Below are 14,322 nucleotides of genomic sequence, written 5' to 3' on the forward strand. Positions count from 1 at the left end.
TGGTCCGGTGCGCATCCGTCCCATCTCGCCCGACCTGCTCGTCACCGAGCTGACCGGCCGGCTGGCCGACGCCGCGACCACCGGGCCCGCCCGGCTGCGGGTGGCGGTGGACGGTGCTCCCGCCGCCGGCCCGGACGAGCTGGCCGCCGCGCTCGTCGACCCGCTGCGCGCCCGGGGCCGTCCGGTGCTGCACGTACGCGCCACCGACTTCCTCCGCCCCGCGTCCCTGCGCTACGAGCTGGGCCGCACCAACCCGGACTCCTTCTACGAGAACTGGGTCGACGAGGCCGGCCTGCGCCGGGAGGTGCTCGACCCGGCCGGCCCGGGCGGCACCGGGCGGGTGCTCCCGTCACTCTGGGACGCCGACGCCGACCGGGCCAGCCGTGCCCACTACGTCGACCTGCCACCCGGAGGCGTCGTCCTCGTCAGCGGCCCGCTGCTGCTCGGCGGCGGCCTGCCCTTCGACGTCACTGTCCACCTGGAGCTGTCCCCGGCGGCGTTGCGTCGACGCACCGAACCGGCCCAGGAGTGGGCGCTGCCCGCCTTCGACCGGTACGCCGAGGAGGTCGTCCCGACGAGCTTCGCCGACGTGGTGGTACGAGCCGACGACCCCCGCCACCCCGCGCTCGTGGAGCCCGCCGGAGACGGCTGACAAGCCCCGGGAATTCGCCGGTTTGCCCGGCCGATCCCGTGGGTAATCGCCCGGCTCACAGAGCGCAGGTGATCGCCTGCGCACCGAATGCGACCGTGACCGGGGCTTCACGCCGCCGGCACCCGGTTCACCGTGAGCCACAGGCCCAGGAAAGGCAGGCAGCGATGCTCGTCCACGACACGGTCGGTACGGCCCGTTCCCAGACGGAGATCGACCAGATCCGGCTCTCCCTGCAGGCGCGCTACGACGAGCTGACCGCCGAGTACGACCAGGCCGTGCTCCAGAGCCAGGTGCTGCGGCTGGTGGAGGTCGGCGACACCGCCGGCGACGACCAGGCCGACAGCGGCACCAAGACCGCCGAGCGGGACACCGCGCAGTCCCTGTTGCGCACCATCCTCGACCGCCGTGCCCAGTACGAGCACGCGCTCGGCCGGCTCGCCGAGGGCACCTACGGGTGGTGCGAGGGCTGCTCGGCGGCGATCCCGGTGGAGCGACTGGAGATCTTCCCGTCCGCCACCACCTGTGTCACCTGCAAGCAGACCCGCGAACGGCGGGCGGCCTGAGCGACGTCAGCGGTTGCCGGTCGGTCCGTGACGCGATGGACTTGAACCATGGGTGACATCCTCGTGGGCACCGCGTCCTGGACCGACCGCACCTTGCTGGACTCGGGTTGGTACCCGCAGACGGCGGACACCCCGGAGAAGCGGCTGGCCTACTACGCGCGGCAGTTCCCGCTGGTCGAGGTGGATGCCACCTATTACTCGCCGCCCGCCGAGGCGACCGCGAAGCTGTGGGCCGAGCGCACGCCGGCCGGCTTCACCTTCAACATCAAGGCGTTCAGTCTGCTGACCGGGCATCCCACCCGGGTGAGCGCCCTCTACAAGGACCTGCGTCCGGAGACCGACAAGAAGAACGTCTACCCCGACGACCTGCCCGCGCAGTCGTACGAGGAGGTCTGGACGCGCTTCCTGTCCGCCCTGGACCCGCTGGTCGAGGCGGGCAAGCTGGGTGCGCTGCTGTTCCAGTTCCCGCCCTGGTTCACCATCAAGCGGGCCAACAAGCAGTACCTGCTGGAGGTGGCGAAGCGCTGCGCGCCACTGCGCCCGGTCTACGAGTTCCGGCACGCGTCCTGGTTCGACGGCGACAACGCCGACGAGACCCTGGCCTTCCTGCGCGAGCACAAACTGCCGTACGTCGGCGTGGACATGCCGCAGGGCCACCGCTCGTCGCTGCCCCCGATCCTGGCCGCCACCGCGGACCTCGCGGTGGTGCGCTTCCACGGCCACAGCGACAAGTGGACCAGCAAGGACATCCACGAGAAGTTCGGCTACCACTACTCCAAGCGGGAACTGGCCGACTGGGCGCCAAAGCTGCGCGAGCTCGCCGACGAGGCCGGCCAGACGCACGTGTTGATGAACAACTGCTACCGCGACTACGCGCAGACCAACGCGAAGACCCTCGCGGGCCTCCTCGACGCCACCTGACCTCACCCGATCTCACCCGATCCGGGTGGGGCCGGGTCACCCGCACCGCCGGCAGGGTGGGGATGGTGGGCACGACCGCCCGAGGGTGGTCGACGCCGCAGACGACACGGAGGTGACGGGGATGACGGTTCGAGTGGTGACGGATCGACGGCGCGGTGCCGTCCTGCACGTGGTCGGTACGGCGGACAACGCCCGCCGCGCGCCGCAGGGCAGCCCGGTGCGGGCCCGCCGCGGCCCATCGGGGCCGCCGCGCCGCGCCGACGACCGACGGTGGGACAGCACGGAACGGGGGTCGACCGATGGCTGACTCGATGATCTCAGCGTTCGAGTCCTCGCTGGACAAGACGAACCTGATTCTCAAGGACATCGAGAACGCCTACGGCTGGCCGAAGGAGCGGCGCAACCAGTCGTACGCGGCTCTGCGCACGGTGCTGCACCTGCTGCGCGACCGGCTGCCGGTGGACGAGAGCGTCGAGTTCGCCCAGCAGTTGCCGGTGCTGGTGCGGGGGATCTACTTCGACGGCTGGGTGCCGTCCGACGTGCCGATCAAGCTCAACCGGGACGACTTCCTCTACGAGGTCCGTCAGGGCTTCCCGTACGACGCGGAGGGCGGCCCGGAACGGGTGACGCAGGTGGTGCTGGACACCCTGCGCCGACACGTCACCCAGGGCGAGTGGCAGGACGTGAAGGACACCATGCCCAAGGACCTCGCGATGATGATGCCGTGACGGCCTGACGCTAGTGAGCCCGCCCGACGAACTTCTCGGGCGGGCTCAGCCGCCGGAGGTGTCCGCCTCGGCCGGCGTCGGCACCCGCGACACCGGGTGCCCGGTCGCACGGGCCAGCGCGGCGAACGCGACAGCGTCCACGACGGCGGCGCCGCCCGGGTCGTTGTTGAAATAGACGTACGCTGGCTCGTCCTCGCCGAAGGCGTCGGTCAGCCGCCGCACCCACGAGGTGAGCGCGGCGCGGCCGTAGCGGGGCCAGGGCCGTGCCCGCCCCTCGTGCAGCCGCAGATAGCCGAAGTCCGTGGTGCGCCAGCGCGGAGCGACCGGGCGTCCCAGCCGGTCGGCCCAGACCAGCGCCGCCCGACGCCGTTCCAGCACCGCCCGGGTGGCGTCGGTCCACCAGGAGGGGTGCCGGGGCTCGACGGCCACCCGCACCTCCGCCGGGAACAGCCGCAGGGTCGCGTCGAGCGCGTCGACGTCCGCCCGGAGGTTCGGCGGAAGTTGCAGCAGCACCGGGCCGAGACGGTCACCGAGCGCGGTGGCGCGACCGAGAAACCGGGCCACCGGCTCGGCCGGATCGCGCAGCCGCTTGATGTGGGTGAGGTAGCGGCTCATCTTCACCGCCACGCAGAAGTCCGCCGGTGTGCGCGCCCGCCAGGCGGCGAAGGTCTCCCGCTCCGGCAGCCGGTAGAAGGCGTTGTTGACCTCGACCGTGGCGAACCCGGCCGCGAAGTGCTCCAGCCAGAGCCGCTGCGGCAGCTGTTGCGGGTAGAAGCGGCCCCGCCAGTCCCGGTACTGCCAGCCGGACGTGCCCACCAGGATCACCACCCCATCCTGGCACTCTCCGCCGCCGCTCGCGAACTGCCCGTGTCGCCCCGGTTAGGCGTCTACGGTGAGGGTTAGAGAAGATCGCGCGTGGGGTACCACCCGCAGCACGACGGACCCCGGCGCACGGCGGGGCGGCACACCCAAGGGAGTACCGATGGCACTCAACGATGACGACATGCAGACCATGGGCGGCGGCGGCGCGGAGGGCCCGGCCGACGGTGGCGCGACCCCCGGTCAGCACGACGGTGGCGCCGACGGTGGCGCGGAGGGTCCCGCCGACGGTGGTGCCACCCCGGGTCAGCACGACGGTGGCGCCGATGGCAGCGCGGAGGGTCCCGCCGATGGCGGTGCCACCCCGGGTCAGCACGACGGTGGCGCCGATGGCAGCGCGGAGGGTCCCGCCGATGGCGGTGCCACCCCGGGTCAGCAGGACGGTGGCGCTGACGGCAGCGCCCGGTAGCGGCAGCACATCATGACGCACCTCGACCCGCCGGGCGGCCACGGCCGCCCGGCGGTTCCGTCCGCGAACGCCGCCGAGGCGCTGGCCCGCTGCGTCTCGGTCGAGCCGGCCAAGTTCGCCGCCGCGCACTGGGGACACACCCCACTGCTGTCCCGCGCCGCCGAGCTACCCAACGCGACCGGCTTCACCGACCTGCTCAGCCCCGCCGACGCCGACGAGCTGCTCAGCCGACGCGGTCTGCGTACCCCCTTTCTGCGCGTCGCCAAGGACGGCCAGTTGGTGCCGGCGGCGCGCTGGACCGGCGGTGGCGGCGCGGGCGCCGAGATCGGCGACCAGGTGCTCGACGAGCGGGTCCTGGAGCAGTACGCCTCCGGCGCCACCCTGGTGTTGCAGGGTCTGCACCGGATCTGGCCACCACTGGTCGACTTCGCCCGTGACCTGGGCCTCGCGCTCAACCAACCGTTACAGATCAACGCCTACCTCACCCCGGCGGGCAGCCAGGGGTTCGCCACCCACTACGACACCCACGACGTGTTCGTCCTCCAGGTCGACGGCCGCAAACACTGGCGGATCCACCCGCCGGTGCTGCCCGACCCTCTGGAGAAGCAGCCGTGGGGTGGCCGCGCCGACGAGGTCGGCGCCACCGCGCAGGGCCCCGCCGCGCTGGACGTGGTGCTCGCCCCCGGCGACGCCCTCTACCTGCCCCGAGGCTGGCTGCACAGCGCGCAGGCGCAGGACGCCAGCTCGCTGCACCTGACCGTGGGCATCCGCGCGCTCACCCGCTACGCCCTGGTCGAGGAGCTGTTGGCGCTGGCCGCCGAGGACCAACGGCTGCGGGCCAGCCTGCCGTTCGGCACCGACGTCGCCGACCCGGACGCCATCGAGCCGGAGCTGACCGAGACGGTGGAGGCACTGCGGGACTGGCTCCTGCGCGCCGACCCCGGTGCGGTCGCCGCACGACTGCGCCAACGCGCCTGGCCGGCCGCCCGCCCGGCGCCGATCCGGCCGCTGGCCCAGGCCGACGCGGTGGCCGCTCTGGACGCCGACTCCCGGGTCACAGTGCGACCGGGGCTGCGCTGGCAGTTGGTGCCGCACGGGTCGGACACGGTGGCGTTGCGGCTGTTCGACCGGACGATCACCCTGCCTGGTGACTGCGAGGCGGCGGCTCGTGTCCTGCTCAGCGGCGCAGTGACCCGAGTTGGTGACCTGCCCGGGTTGCCCGACGACGCCGACCGGGTCACGCTGACCCGTCGACTGCTGCGCGAGGCGGTCCTGGTCCCGGCCTGACCTCCCCGCGTGTCCCGCCGGCCCGCGTGTCCCGCCGGCCCGCGTGTCCCGCCGGCCCGCGTGTCCCGCCGGCCGGCGTGGCCTGCCGGTCTTGCGCTGTCGGCCCTGCCGGTCGGTGCCAGCGGGTGATCGACTCGGTTTTCGTGAAGTCGGGGTGTCCGGGCCGCGAGGATGGCCCGGTTTCCGGAAAACCGAGTTGATCACCGCGGGGGATGGCCCGGTTTTCAGAAAGTCGAGTCGATCACTCGTCCCCCACGGCATGGGGAACGACGGCGGCCACCGGCCACCGGCCGGCCAGTCAGCGGCCGAGGACCAGCAGCAGCACCGTGGTGACCACCCCGGCGCCGAGGACCACGGTGATCGGCCGAGGACCGAGCATCGCGTGCCGGCGGTCGGCCAGCACCCGCGCCGGCACCAGGCCGATCAACGGCCCGAACAGGGTCACCACCAGCGCCAGCACCGGCATCCCGACCGCGAGATCGCCGCCGTACCCGACGCCCAACGCCCGCGCCCCAACCCCCAGCGCGTACGCCAGCACGGCGCCGGCCACCCCGCAGAGCGCCAGCAGCGGGTTGACCGAGCCCGGCAGCTCACCCGGCTGCCCGGCGCGGTCGAGCAGGTCACGGGCCTTGCCGAGCAGCAGTACCGGATCGGTGGCCGTGGTGCCGTTCGCGGGTGCGGGCGGGCCACCGAGGCGGCGGGCGCCGAGGCGCGAGCGGACCTGCTGCCACAGGTGGGCCACCTCCGCGTCGACGCGTTCCTGCTGCTCGCGGGCGGCGACCAGCTCCTCCTCGGCGTACTGGAGTTGCTCGGCGGCGTCGGCGACGGCCCGCTCGGCAGCGGCGCACTGCCGCTCGTACCAGGTGTGCGCCTCGGCGCGCTGCTCACCCACTCGCGCGGTCAGGTCGGCCAGCCGTCGGAGCTGCGCCGTGTACGTCTCGCTGGTCACCGGTTCGTTCATCGCGACGGACCATAAGGGATGATCACCTGTCCGGTGCGGTGCACCGCCCGGTCGAAGAAGAGGCCTCGCCAGGGGCGGGGATACCAGTCCGGGCCGCCGGTGCCCGGGTAGAGCGAGGAGCCCAGCTCGCCGCCGTGGGTGTCCAGCGCCACCCACGCGCCGATCTGGTCGGTACGCGCGGCCGGCCCGCCGAGGTCGGCGCGCATCCGTGCCACCCCCCGCCACCAGGCCAGCACGTGCGTCCGTCGTTCCGGTCCGTCGTGCAGGATCCGGCGCAGTTGCTCCAGCCCGGTGCGCCGGCCGGCTCGGGCGGCCAGCGCGCCGGCTGCCGCGTCGACCGCGAACAGCAGCAGGTAGTGCGGGCTCCCCGGGCCGGTCAGCCCGTCGGCTGTCTCGGCCATCAGCTCACCGACGGTCTCCTCGTCGTACCAGGCGGCGTCGTCGGCCAGGTCGTCGTAGAGCGCACGGGCGATCGGGTCAGCGTCGGGGTCGAGGCAGGCGATGGAGAACCGGGCGGTGCCCGGCGGGTGCTGGCGGGCCAGTGAGCGGGCCGCCGCGTCCAGCACCGCGCACGCCTCGTCCACCCGGGTGCCGAGCACGGCGAGGTTGCGCCCGGGGGCGCGCGGCAGTCGCAGCGCCGCCGAGCGGGACTGCACGTCGATGATCTCGCCGAGCAGGGCGACCGGGCTGCGCGGCACGCTCCCGTCCGCGGGCGCGGCGAGCGTACGGAAGTCCGGGGCGTCCGCCAGCCGCGGAATCGCGTCGCCGTCGAAGAGCCGGGCCGGTGCCGCGTCGGCCGGGCGCATCCGCCACAGCCGGTGCTGCAACCCACTCCACGTCTCCCAGTCGCTGGCCGACGGGATCCGGGCGACCTCGTTGCCCTCCACCATGCCCGACTCGGCGTTGACGACCGCGTGCCAGCGAGGCAGCGACTGTGCCGCGTCGTTGCGTTCGGCGAGGATCCGCAGCGCCTTGGGCAACGCGATGCGCAGGGTGAACTGGGCGACCAGCGCGGGGCGGCCCCACAGGGCCTCGATGCCCCGCACGTCCTGCGAGGCGAGCACCAGGTGGATGCCCTGGGACCGGCCGCGTCGGGCCAGGTCCTCCAGAAGGTCGGCCGACTCCCGGGCGACCACGTCCCGACCGGCGAGCAGCATCTGGAACTCGTCGACCACCGCGACGATCCGTGGCCAGTGCCCGGTCGGGTCGACGGCCCGCAGCTCGGCCAGCTTGGTCACCTCGTGCTTCTTGGCCGCGTCGGCACGTCGGCGCAGCTCCTCGGCGAGGAACCGCAGCAGCGCCAGGCCGAACTCCCGGTCGGTGTTGACGTTGATCCCGACCAGGCGCATGTGCGGCAGCCAGCTCGGGTCGCGCCGGCCCTGCGCGAACCGCGCGAAGGACACGCCCTCCTTGAAGTCCAGCAGATAGAACTCCAGCTCGGCGGGGGAGTAGCGGGCGGCGAGGGCGCCGATCCACGCGAAGATCAGGTTGGTCTTGCCGGTGCCGGACGGTCCGCCGATCAGCGCGTGCGGTGGATAGTCGCCCAGCGTCAGCCGCACCGGTCGGCCCTGCGGCCCCTCGCCGATCGGCGCGGTCAGCCCGTCGGCGGAGTCCTCCCGCCACATCAGCTCCGGCGGGGGCAGCAGGTCCGCGAACGGGGTCGGCGGTGGGCCCGCGTTCACCCGGGCGGCGATCTCCCGGCACGTTTCGGTGACCAGCGTCGCCGGTGGCGGTGGATCGAGGCGGACGGGCAGCCCGGCCGACCCGCCGATGCGTGCGCCGGACACCCCGGCCACCACCCGGGTCACCGTCGGGTCCTCCGGCAACGGCACACCGTGGACCACCAGGTGCACCCCGCAGGCCGCGCCGGCGCGTACCACCCGGTCCAGTTGCCCGCGCTCGTGTCGGTTGAGCTCGTCGCCACCGAGCAGCACCGCCACCCGCCACGGCTCGGGTCGTCGGCCGGTCGCCGCGGCCAGCTCGCGCAACGACGCGTACTCGCCGGCGAGCACCGTCTCGTTGATCCGGCGGATCTGCTCCACCAGGTCGTCCAGCAGGGGGCCCAGCCCGCCGGGGCCGACGAAGGTGAGCAGCCCCGCCGTGCCCAGCGGCGCGAACCCGGCCAGGCCACCGCCGAGCTGTTCCGGGTCGTACCCGACCAGGCGTACCGCGCCCGGGTCGGCGCGGCCGGCGGCCCGCAGCAGCAACGCGGACACCACGGCGTCGCAGCCGGCGCGATCGTCCCCGGAGAGGTGTACGTGCCCGGCGTCGAGCAGCGGCACCAGCGCGGGCACCGGGTCGACGCCGTCGATCCGGACCGTGCCGACCCGCAGCGCGCCGGGTGGCTCGGCACGGCGGGCGGGCGTCGGTGCCCATCCCGTCCAGTCGGCCCCCGCGCAGCCTGGCGCCTCCTGCCGGGCCGCGTCGGCGGCGCGCCGGGCCAGCTCGGCGATCCGGGCCGAGTAGCGGGCGTCGATCTCGGCGACGCGGCGGTCCCGTTGGGCACCCACCCGGGCCGGTACGGCCGCAGCCGCCCGCTGGACCCGGGCCAGCCGTTCGCGCCCGGCGGTCAGCTCGGCCTGGGCGGCGGACAGGCGGGTACGGGTCGCACCCAACGCCTCGGCGAGGGTGTCCCGGACCCGGCTGGCCAACTGGCCGCGCCGGTCAGCCATCGAAGCTCCGTCGAGCCGGTGCGTCCCGCCACGGGCTACCGGAGCGCGGCGGCACACCACCGGAGCGCGTCGGCAGGCCATCCGTGCGCGGCGGCAGACCATCCGTGCGCGGCGGCAGACCATCCGTGCGCGGCGGCAGACCATCCGTGCGCGGCGGCAGGCCACCGGAGCGCTGCGCACCCGGCCGCTGAACAGCACCGCCGACGCGCGCACCAGAGCCCGCCGGCCGCCCGCCGACCCCGGCTGACGGCCCCGCGCCCGCCGGCCGCCCGACCCGTGCCGGTTGCCCCGCACCGCCTCGTTGCTCCGCGCCGTTCGGCTGGCCCGCGCCCACCGGCTCTTTCGCGCCGCCTGCGGGGAGGTCCCGGCCGAGTCTGGCGAGCAGCAGCCCGGTCGCCACCCCGGCGGTGACCGCGGAGTCGGCCGCGTGCGGCGGCTCCCCGGAGGCGCGCGGTGGCGGCATCCGGCACACCCGGGTCAGCAGTGTCTCCAGCACCGGCGGCGGCAGCCCGGGCAGCAGGTCGCGTACCCGCCCGTCCAGCTCACCGCGCAGCCGCCCGAGGTCGGTGGCGCGGGGCGGGTGCCCCAGCAGCTCACCGGCCAGCTCGCGCAGCAGGGGCGGCGCCAGCGCCGCCATGCCCAGCCCCACGTCGGCGGGGGCCCGGCGCAGCTCCTTGCGGAGCCGGTCCCGGTCGCCGGAGCGGACGCCGCCCACCACTCGGCGCAGCAACTCCTGGGAGTCGTCCACCCGCTCGTCGGGTTCGTCGTCGGTGCCCTCGCGCCCGCCGGTCAGCTCGGCCACCCGCACTGACCACCAGCGGCTCATTCGCACCTGCTCGGTCGGCTCCGGCGCGACAGCGGTGGGCCCGGCGGCCGGTGGCGTGTCGTGTCGGGGGGCACGTTGCTCAGGGCGGGGCGCCGGGGCTCCGTCCGCGCCCAACCCGATCGCGGTCAGGTACGCCGAGAGCTGCTCCTGTGCCACCCGCAACGCGTAGCCGGCGCTCTCGGCGTGCTCGGTCGCGGCGGACAGCTCCGGCACCCCCATCGGGTTGGCCGACTCCTGTCGTACCCAGCGCAGTCGCTCCGCGGCCAGGCCGAACTTCTCCAGCGCCTGCCCGAGCAGGGCCACCGGGAACTCCTCGCTGGCGGCACGGACCTGCCCACCGACGTCCTCGATGATGGACATGGTGGCCTACAGGGTGGCGACGTAGAGCTGCGCCTGCTCCACCGCGACCAGTGTCGCGGCGAGACACTCCTCCAGCTCCTGGCTGGCCTGTGTCAGCGACGACTGGGCCGCCTCCACCGTCTCGTGCCCGCTGCCCTCCAGCGCGCCGGCGAGGGTCTGCTGCGCCTCGGACAGTTTCTCGCCGGCCGCCTGCACGGCTGTCTGCCCGTCCCCGATCTGTTGGAGGGCGACATCAATGGCAGCCTTCAACTCGGCGACGCTCGCCACGGCGGAACCTCCTGGGGGCGGGGAGATCTCCATTAGAGCCTATCGGGGGCCACGAAAGAACATCCGCCCTGTCGGTGTTCCTGCCCGCCTGTCCGGAACACGCCCGGAAGTGCCGGGAGTCCGTTCTGTGGGAGTCCCAGTGCGAGAATTTTTCAGTTGCTGGTCGGGGTCTCGCGGAGCCAACGCGGGCCGTACACCTCGGCGCCCAGCGCCGTCACCCGCCCGCGCAGCTCACGGTCCGCGGTGACCACCAGCCGGCGACGCTCGGGCGCGTCGGCCACCAGCTCGACCACTGTGTCGTCGCCGGAGCCGGCGGCGGAGACCACCCGCACGCCCTCGGTGCCCGGCACGTCCCGCGCCGCCCCCTCGACCACCAGCACCACCTCGACCGGGGCTGGCAGCCGGGCCGGCAGCCCGACGGTCGCCACCGGGGCGAGCGAGTCGCGTAGCCGGGCCGCGGCGCCGGCACGGTCACGCCACCACCCGTTCGGGCGGGAGCCGACAACGTTGGCGCCGTCCACGATCAGCAGCGGGGTCTCAGTCATCCCGTCAGCCTGCCACCAACGGCCGGCCCCGGCCGGACGCCACTCCCGGAATGCCGGTGCTCCACCACCTGCGGCGTTTGTCGGGGCGCGCGCCGGGTAGCCCCTGCCGACCGTGCCGCGCCCGACTGCGGAGGACAGACATGATGGGACCCGGTGACATCGGCTCCGACCCGTGGGACGAATTCCTGGCCAGGTACTTCGGCCGGGGCGAGGGAGGACGCCGGCCACCGCACCGGGTCGACATCACCCGACTGATGACGGCCGACGCCCGGGAGATGCTGGCCGACGCCGCCCGGCGGGCCGCCCAGCGCCAGAGCAGCGACCTGGACACCGACCACCTGCTCTGGGCGGCGCTGCAACGCGAACCCCTGCGGGACCTCGTACGCCGGGCCGGCGCCGACCCGGACACCCTGCTCAACGCGCTCGGTGGGAAGGGCGACGGCGCGCCGCGCGGGGAGGTGCCGCCGAACCTGTCGTTGACCCCCGCCGCCAAGCGGGCGTTGCTCGACGCCCATCAGCTGTCCCGGGCGATGGGCGCCAACTACATCGGCCCTGAGCACATCCTGATGGCGTTGCCGCTCAACCCGGAGTCGCCGGCCGGGCGGATGCTGGCCGCCGGCCGGATCCAACCCGAGTCGTTGCAGGCGGCCAACGCCGAGCGCGGGCCGATGAACGGCCCGAAGCCGGATCGCGGCACCCCCACCCTGGACCAGTACGGGCAGGACCTCACCGACCTGGCCCGCAACGATCAGATCGACCCGGTGATCGGACGGGCCGACGAGATCGAGCAGGCTGTGGAGATCCTGTCCCGGCGTACCAAGAACAACCCGGTGCTGATCGGCGAGGCCGGTGTGGGAAAGACCGCCATCGTCGAGGGGCTGGCCGAGCGGATCTGCGACGGTGACGTCCCGCAGACCCTGCTCGGCAAGCGGGTCGTCCAACTCGACCTGGCCGGTCTGGTCGCCGGCACCCGCTACCGGGGCGACTTCGAGGAGCGGCTGAAGAAGGTGATCGACGAGATCCGGGCGCACCGGGACGAGCTGATCATCTTCATGGACGAGATCCACACCCTGGTCGGGGCGGGTGGCGCCGGCAGCGAGGGTGGGATGGACGCGTCCAACATGCTCAAACCCGCGCTGGCCCGCGGCGAGCTGCGGGTGATCGGCGCGACGACGCTGGACGAGTACCGCAAGAGCATCGAGAAGGACGCGGCGCTGGCCCGGCGCTTCCAGCCCGTGCTGGTGCCCGAGCCCAGCGTCGACGACACCATCGCCATCCTGCGTGGTCTGCGCGACCGGTACGAGGCGCACCACCAGGTGCGCTTCACCGACGAGGCGCTGGTCGCGGCCGCCGAGCTGTCCGACCGGTACGTCACCGACCGGTTCCTGCCGGACAAGGCGATCGACCTCATCGACCAGGCCGGCGCGCGGGTGCGGCTGCGCACCCGCACGCCCGCCTCCGACGTGCGGGAACTGGAGCAGGAGCTCGACGAGGTACGCCGGGACAAGGAGCAGGCCGTCACCGACGAGCAGTACGAGCGGGCCTCCGCGTTGCGCGACCGGATCTCCGAGCTGGAGGAGGGGATCCGTCGGGCGAACGGCGACGACGGGTCGTCCTCGCAGGTGCCCGAGGTGAGTCCAAAGGAGATCGCCGAGGTGGTCTCCCGGGCCACCGGCATCCCGGTCAGCCAGCTCACCGAGGAGGAACGGGACCGGTTGCTGCGACTGGAGGGGTTTCTGCACCAGAAGGTGGTCGGTCAGGACGACGCGGTCACCGCGGTCGCCGAGGCCGTCCGTCGTTCCCGGGCCGGGCTGGCCGACCCGGAGCGGCCGATGGGCAGCTTCCTGTTCCTCGGCCCGACCGGCGTCGGCAAGACCGAGCTGGCCCGCGCCCTGGCCGAGGCGCTGTTCGGCGAGGCCGACCGGATGGTCCGGGTGGACATGAGCGAGTTCCAGGAACGACACACGGTCAGCCGGCTGGTCGGCGCGCCACCCGGATACGTCGGCTACGAGGAGGCCGGTCAGCTCACCGAGGCGGTGCGTCGCCGCCCGTACGCGGTGGTGCTGCTCGACGAGATCGAGAAGGCCCACCCGGACGTGTTCAACATCCTGCTCCAGGTGCTCGACGACGGGCGGTTGACCGACAGCCAGGGTCGCACGGTGAACTTCAAGAACACCGTACTGATCATGACGAGCAACCTCGGCTCGGAGCTGATCACCGGCGCGCAGCGCTCGGTCGGCTTCGGCAGCGGGGACGTGGGCAGCGAGCAGGAGAGCAACGAACTGCGGGAGCGGCTGATGCGCCGCCTGCAGGAGAACTTCCGCCCGGAGTTCCTCAACCGCATCGACGAGGTCATCATCTTCCGCCGGCTGGAGGCCGAGCAGCTGCGCGACATCACCGCGCTGTTGCTGGAGGAGACCCGCCGCCGCATGCACGCCCAGGACCTCCAGGTGGAGTTCACCACCGCCGGCATCGACTGGCTCGCCGAGCACGGCTACCAGCCGGAGTTCGGCGCCCGACCGCTGCGCCGGGTGATCCAGCGGGAGGTGGACAACCACCTGTCCCGGATGCTGCTGGAGTCGGCGATCTCACCGGGGCAGAAGGTGACGGTGGACGTCCGCGACGGCGCGCTCACCTTCGACGTGACCGCAGGCGAGCGGGGGTACACACCCGCCACGACCACCCACCCGCGATGAGCGGGCCGGCGCGACGAGACGAGCACGAGGACCCGCACGAGCCTGCGAAGCCCCGGGACGAGGAGGACCATCCCGACCCGATCCTGGCGCCGCCCACCGCGAACCCCCGCCGAACGCGGCTGGCCGCCGAGGGCCTGCATCCGAAAACCGACCAGGACGACCCGGAGACGTCCGGGCCGCCGCGGCGAGAGGAGACCTGATGGTACGCGAAGCGCGGCTCGACCCCGAGGTGGAAGTGCTCTGGGAGGACTTCCACGCCGAGGTCAACGTCCCGTCGGAGCAGCTGCGCACCTGGCTGCTGACCCGGGGTTCCGGGGAGGAGTCGTTCAGCCCGAACCCGAACCTCGACCTGCCCCAGCCGGGCCGGGAGATCCTCAAGGTGCTGAACAAGCGCAAGGTGGACCTCACCCCGGAGGACATCGAGGTGATGCGGGAGGCGGTCGAGCGCATCCGTGAGCTGATGGACGCCAAGCCGTCGCGTGGCAACGCCGACGACAACTGGCGGCACTCGTTGCTCGACCTGGGTCACGACCCGCTCGTCGAACGCTGAGCGAAC

At 73.4% G+C, this 14,322-nt stretch carries 16 protein-coding genes; 10 read left to right on the forward strand and 6 right to left on the reverse strand.

From position 1 onward, the window contains the following. Positions 1-7: 7 nt before the first annotated feature. From HNR22_RS02845 to HNR22_RS02865, 5 genes are all read left to right on the forward strand, one after another. Entirely contained in the window at positions 8-652 is a 645-nt protein-coding gene (locus tag HNR22_RS02845) for a nucleoside/nucleotide kinase family protein (RefSeq protein ID WP_179778944.1), read from the forward strand. Between the two features lie 164 nt (positions 653-816). After that, positions 817-1,215, forward strand: a complete 399-nt coding sequence (locus HNR22_RS02850) for a TraR/DksA family transcriptional regulator (protein ID WP_179778945.1) — start codon at positions 817-819, stop codon at positions 1,213-1,215. Positions 1,216-1,263: 48 nt separating this feature from the next. Continuing rightward, on the forward strand, positions 1,264-2,136 hold the full coding sequence (locus tag HNR22_RS02855; RefSeq protein ID WP_179778946.1) for a DUF72 domain-containing protein: 873 nt from the start codon (positions 1,264-1,266) through the stop codon (positions 2,134-2,136). A gap of 121 nt (positions 2,137-2,257) precedes the next feature. Continuing rightward, entirely contained in the window at positions 2,258-2,443 is a 186-nt protein-coding gene (locus tag HNR22_RS02860) for a hypothetical protein (RefSeq protein WP_088951726.1), read from the forward strand. Next, positions 2,436-2,864, forward strand: coding sequence for a DUF2267 domain-containing protein (locus tag HNR22_RS02865; protein WP_179778947.1), 429 nt, complete (start codon positions 2,436-2,438; stop codon positions 2,862-2,864). Before HNR22_RS02860 ends, HNR22_RS02865 begins: the two co-directional genes overlap by 8 nt. Before the next feature lie 45 nt (positions 2,865-2,909). Here HNR22_RS02865 and HNR22_RS02870 read toward each other — a convergent pair whose 3' ends face one another. Further along, positions 2,910-3,689 carry a DUF72 domain-containing protein gene (locus HNR22_RS02870; RefSeq protein WP_343059653.1) on the reverse strand — a complete coding sequence of 260 codons (780 nt, stop codon included), beginning with the start codon at positions 3,687-3,689 and terminating at the stop codon, positions 2,910-2,912. Between the two features lie 157 nt (positions 3,690-3,846). Here HNR22_RS02870 and HNR22_RS02875 point away from each other — a divergent pair, with 157 nt between their 5' ends. Both HNR22_RS02875 and HNR22_RS02880 read left to right on the forward strand, forming a co-directional pair. Further along, positions 3,847-4,152: a hypothetical protein gene (locus tag HNR22_RS02875; RefSeq protein WP_179778949.1), complete on the forward strand. Its 306-nt coding sequence runs from the start codon at positions 3,847-3,849 to the stop codon at positions 4,150-4,152. Between the two features lie 12 nt (positions 4,153-4,164). After that, entirely contained in the window at positions 4,165-5,439 is a 1,275-nt protein-coding gene (locus tag HNR22_RS02880; RefSeq protein WP_179778950.1) for a cupin domain-containing protein, read from the forward strand. Between the two features lie 298 nt (positions 5,440-5,737). Here HNR22_RS02880 and HNR22_RS02885 read toward each other — a convergent pair whose 3' ends face one another. From HNR22_RS02885 to HNR22_RS02905, 5 genes are all read right to left on the reverse strand, one after another. After that, a complete protein-coding gene (locus tag HNR22_RS02885; RefSeq protein ID WP_179778951.1) occupies positions 5,738-6,400 on the reverse strand; it encodes a hypothetical protein in 663 nt (220 codons plus the stop codon). Next, positions 6,397-9,072: an FtsK/SpoIIIE domain-containing protein gene (locus tag HNR22_RS02890; protein ID WP_179778952.1), complete on the reverse strand. Its 2,676-nt coding sequence runs from the start codon at positions 9,070-9,072 to the stop codon at positions 6,397-6,399. Before HNR22_RS02890 ends, HNR22_RS02885 begins: the two co-directional genes overlap by 4 nt. Then, positions 9,065-10,258: a hypothetical protein gene (locus HNR22_RS02895; protein ID WP_179778953.1), complete on the reverse strand. Its 1,194-nt coding sequence runs from the start codon at positions 10,256-10,258 to the stop codon at positions 9,065-9,067. The genes HNR22_RS02890 and HNR22_RS02895 overlap by 8 nt, the downstream gene beginning before the upstream one ends. A 6-nt stretch (positions 10,259-10,264) precedes the next feature. Next, positions 10,265-10,525: a hypothetical protein gene (locus HNR22_RS02900; RefSeq protein ID WP_088948039.1), complete on the reverse strand. Its 261-nt coding sequence runs from the start codon at positions 10,523-10,525 to the stop codon at positions 10,265-10,267. Between the two features lie 152 nt (positions 10,526-10,677). Beyond that, on the reverse strand, positions 10,678-11,070 hold the full coding sequence (locus HNR22_RS02905) for a PIN domain-containing protein (RefSeq protein ID WP_179778954.1): 393 nt from the start codon (positions 11,068-11,070) through the stop codon (positions 10,678-10,680). Positions 11,071-11,210: 140 nt separating this feature from the next. On the opposite strand from HNR22_RS02905, the gene HNR22_RS02910 reads away from it, so the two are divergent. From HNR22_RS02910 to HNR22_RS02920, 3 genes are read left to right on the forward strand one after another with little or no spacing between them, the layout of a single operon-like run. Next, positions 11,211-13,766 carry an ATP-dependent Clp protease ATP-binding subunit gene (locus HNR22_RS02910; protein WP_179778955.1) on the forward strand — a complete coding sequence of 852 codons (2,556 nt, stop codon included), beginning with the start codon at positions 11,211-11,213 and terminating at the stop codon, positions 13,764-13,766. Beyond that, a complete protein-coding gene (locus HNR22_RS02915; RefSeq protein WP_179778956.1) occupies positions 13,763-13,966 on the forward strand; it encodes a hypothetical protein in 204 nt (67 codons plus the stop codon). The genes HNR22_RS02910 and HNR22_RS02915 overlap by 4 nt, the downstream gene beginning before the upstream one ends. Beyond that, the gene (locus HNR22_RS02920; RefSeq protein ID WP_141909299.1) at positions 13,966-14,316 is read left to right on the forward strand and encodes a DUF3140 domain-containing protein; all 351 of its coding nucleotides are present in this window, start codon (positions 13,966-13,968) and stop codon (positions 14,314-14,316) included. The genes HNR22_RS02915 and HNR22_RS02920 overlap by 1 nt, the downstream gene beginning before the upstream one ends. Positions 14,317-14,322: the final 6 nt, after the last annotated feature.

This window comes from Micromonospora jinlongensis, assembly GCF_013410645.1.
Lineage (GTDB): Bacteria > Actinomycetota > Actinomycetes > Mycobacteriales > Micromonosporaceae > Micromonospora > Micromonospora zamorensis.

Excerpts from the sequence above, each read along its gene's own strand:
- HNR22_RS02850 (WP_179778945.1), top strand. The coding sequence starts at position 817 with ATGCTCGTCCACGACACGGTCGGTACGGCCCGTTCCCAGACGGAGATC.
- HNR22_RS02855 (WP_179778946.1), top strand. The coding sequence starts at position 1,264 with ATGGGTGACATCCTCGTGGGCACCGCGTCCTGGACCGACCGCACCTTG.
- HNR22_RS02860 (WP_088951726.1), top strand. The coding sequence starts at position 2,258 with ATGACGGTTCGAGTGGTGACGGATCGACGGCGCGGTGCCGTCCTGCAC.
- HNR22_RS02865 (WP_179778947.1), top strand. The coding sequence starts at position 2,436 with ATGGCTGACTCGATGATCTCAGCGTTCGAGTCCTCGCTGGACAAGACG.
- HNR22_RS02875 (WP_179778949.1), top strand. The coding sequence starts at position 3,847 with ATGGCACTCAACGATGACGACATGCAGACCATGGGCGGCGGCGGCGCG.
- HNR22_RS02880 (WP_179778950.1), top strand. The coding sequence starts at position 4,165 with ATGACGCACCTCGACCCGCCGGGCGGCCACGGCCGCCCGGCGGTTCCG.
- HNR22_RS02885 (WP_179778951.1), bottom strand. The coding sequence starts at position 6,400 with ATGAACGAACCGGTGACCAGCGAGACGTACACGGCGCAGCTCCGACGG.
- HNR22_RS02890 (WP_179778952.1), bottom strand. The coding sequence starts at position 9,072 with ATGGCTGACCGGCGCGGCCAGTTGGCCAGCCGGGTCCGGGACACCCTC.
- HNR22_RS02895 (WP_179778953.1), bottom strand. The coding sequence starts at position 10,258 with ATGTCCATCATCGAGGACGTCGGTGGGCAGGTCCGTGCCGCCAGCGAG.
- HNR22_RS02905 (WP_179778954.1), bottom strand. The coding sequence starts at position 11,070 with ATGACTGAGACCCCGCTGCTGATCGTGGACGGCGCCAACGTTGTCGGC.
- HNR22_RS02910 (WP_179778955.1), top strand. The coding sequence starts at position 11,211 with ATGATGGGACCCGGTGACATCGGCTCCGACCCGTGGGACGAATTCCTG.
- HNR22_RS02915 (WP_179778956.1), top strand. The coding sequence starts at position 13,763 with ATGAGCGGGCCGGCGCGACGAGACGAGCACGAGGACCCGCACGAGCCT.
- HNR22_RS02920 (WP_141909299.1), top strand. The coding sequence starts at position 13,966 with ATGGTACGCGAAGCGCGGCTCGACCCCGAGGTGGAAGTGCTCTGGGAG.